Origin of the sequence: Barnesiella sp. CU968 (assembly GCF_905219685.1) — a bacterium.
GTDB lineage: Bacteria > Bacteroidota > Bacteroidia > Bacteroidales > Muribaculaceae > Lepagella > Lepagella muris_A.
This window is the reverse complement of sequence record NZ_CAJMXD010000415.1, coordinates 1-2,460: the sequence shown is the minus strand read 5'-3', so window position 1 is coordinate 2,460 and position 2,460 is coordinate 1. Positions and strand designations below refer to the sequence as shown.

Annotated in this window: 1 protein-coding gene and 1 pseudogene; both read right to left on the bottom strand. The window is 47.0% G+C overall.

Annotation, left to right across the window (positions count from 1 at the left end):
- Positions 1-694 (bottom strand): annotated as a pseudogene (locus tag JX312_RS12235) (glucan 1,6-alpha-isomaltosidase); the annotation flags it as partial.
- A gap of 31 nt (positions 695-725) precedes the next feature.
- On the bottom strand, positions 726-2,460 hold a 1,735-nt coding region (locus JX312_RS12230; RefSeq protein ID WP_204458178.1), incomplete at its 5' end, for a SusF/SusE family outer membrane protein.

The following is a 2,460-nucleotide window of genomic DNA, read 5'->3' as shown; positions in this document are numbered from 1 at the left end:
CATCCTCATACCAGCACATGAAGTCCATCCTTATGTAATCCACACCCAAGTCGTGGTAATGCTTGAAAAAGCCATCGATATATTCACGTGCTCCCGGATGATCGGTGACAAGCCATGTGAAATCTGTCCTGTCTGTAACGTCAGGATAAAGCACTTTATCTTGAGGGTTGCGTGTCAGCGAGCGTAAAGAATAATTTGTTCCGGGCACCTTGCTGTCAAGATTCCCCTTGATCCACAATGGGTTGTCATAGATACCGACCTTCAGTCCCTTTTCCTTGGCACGACGCACAAGCTCTTTAAGGGGCATCGAACCATAATGCGACATATAAATGCCTCCGTCTCTTGCCTTCTGAGGAAGAAATCCGTCAGTGCAGATCATGTTGTAGCCATATGGTTTGAACTTAGTAGCCATCATGTCGATCACGGCATCCCATTGATCAGAACTCAAATCCATCTGATCATACGGGATTCCGGCAAGCTCCATCTCTCGTGCATATTCATAGATTGTCCAATAAAGCGGAGCCTTATATTTATGAATATCACCTGGAACAGGCAATTCAGGCAGTTCCGGAGCAGGATCAGGGGTGGGTTCCACCGGTCCCTCCACGTTATTGTCCTTGCACGAAACCGTAATCGCCACAGAGGCGCAAAACAATGCTGTTATTATCTTTTTCGTGTTAATAAATCTTTTCATAAGTAAGTATTGAAAATTCTGATTCGGTTAATCATTTTACAAGTTTGAGAGTGTGACCGCCTGAATGCACGATATATATACCTGAAGACGGGCAATTCACAGAAAGCCTGCCGGTATCCGTCCGCACAATGCATCGTCCGGAAAGGTCATAAACCTCCACTTCTTCATCTGCACTCTCCACAATAAGGTTTTCTCCCCGGAAATAAGCCTTCAGTGCAAAATCAACACCGGTCTGCCATATTGCCGACGTATGTCTGTCTAAAAAAGACACGGTCTTGTCAGACTTATTGACAATCACTTTGCAATGACCGCAATCCAAAGGTGCGAATCCCCAGAAATGATCACTGCCACCTCCGGTTTCTTCGCAGTATTTATAGGTCTCCCCTAATTTCACAGTCTTTACATTTCCGTTATAATCCACCGTTTCCGGAATCATGAATGTTGTTTCCGCCGGCTCTCCGGGACTTGCTGCAAACTTGAAATGCTTCCTGTCGGCAGTAGGTTTCACCGCGCCCTCCCATACGAAAATGTCGGAAGAACCCTCCTGAGGATAAATAACCGGAGCGTATGCGCTTTCCCAAAAGCCGGATGCGGCACCAAGCAAAGTCACCATCGGAGGCAGATCTCCAATGCGTATTGCCGAAACTGACGCCATATTGCCCGAAGCGGACACCTTGATTCTCACCTCGTATGTGCCGCTTTCATTTACCCACCAATGCTTCGCCAGCTCATGTGGATCTCCATTGAAAACTTCCACTTTGTTTCCATCCGTGAGCCATGTGCCATTGTGTTCAGGCATATAATTTACAGAATGCCAATCCCGTTCGCTTACAAACCTTATCTTTCCTCGAAACAAAGGGCCTCTGTAAACGAACGTGCCGTCATCTTCACGAAGCGTTTCACTTGCCTGATCTATATTCCAATAAGCAGGAGTGGCTTTGCCGATAAGGAAAATCTCAGATGGATGAGGAGCATCCTTCTGCATAAGCCTTACCACCTTGCAGCCATGAGCGGGAATCTGAGTCTTATAAGTGTCGGCCACCGACTCCTCATAGACATGTGCCCAAAGGTCTCGGACACGATATGATCCTACAAGACCTATTTCCTCCAGATTCATACTCATTGTCCTTGAAACCGATTCCCTGTTGAACATGGCAATAACCACGTCCCCATTAGTCATTGTCCCCCACCAGCGACAACTTTTCTCGCTGTTGACTACATCGGACAAAGGTTTACCCACAAAGCCATCCTTATTCAGTGCAAGCAATTCATCATTGGTATAGAATTGGGACAAGTCCCCGATTGTTTCCGGTGTATCCGCAATCGCCACCGGACCACCGGCAATCAATTGCAGCGACACCTGCGAACGACGTTCGTCATCATTATCACATTTGTTGAGACGCAAGAAGTCACCATCAAGGATAACCTTCCCCTTTCCTCCGATATGGCTCCAATGTGTGAAGCCGTCAAACTGATTGTCGGCATAAGGCCAGCGGTCATAAATCTTACCCCTGTTGAAAGAGGAGAAATGATGCCAACCTCCTATATTCGTATCCTGAACGATGCGGGTCATATTGCAATACTTACTTTCCAATTCCGCATCGTTATAAAGCTCCGGCATCACAATGGATGTGAATATACCATATTTCGCCGCAGACTCGCGTATATAGGAAAGTCCGAGTTCATAACGTTCTCTGCCGTAACCGCACGTAACCGGATAATCGCGTCCCGGGTCGCCATCCTCATACCAGCACATGAAGTCCATC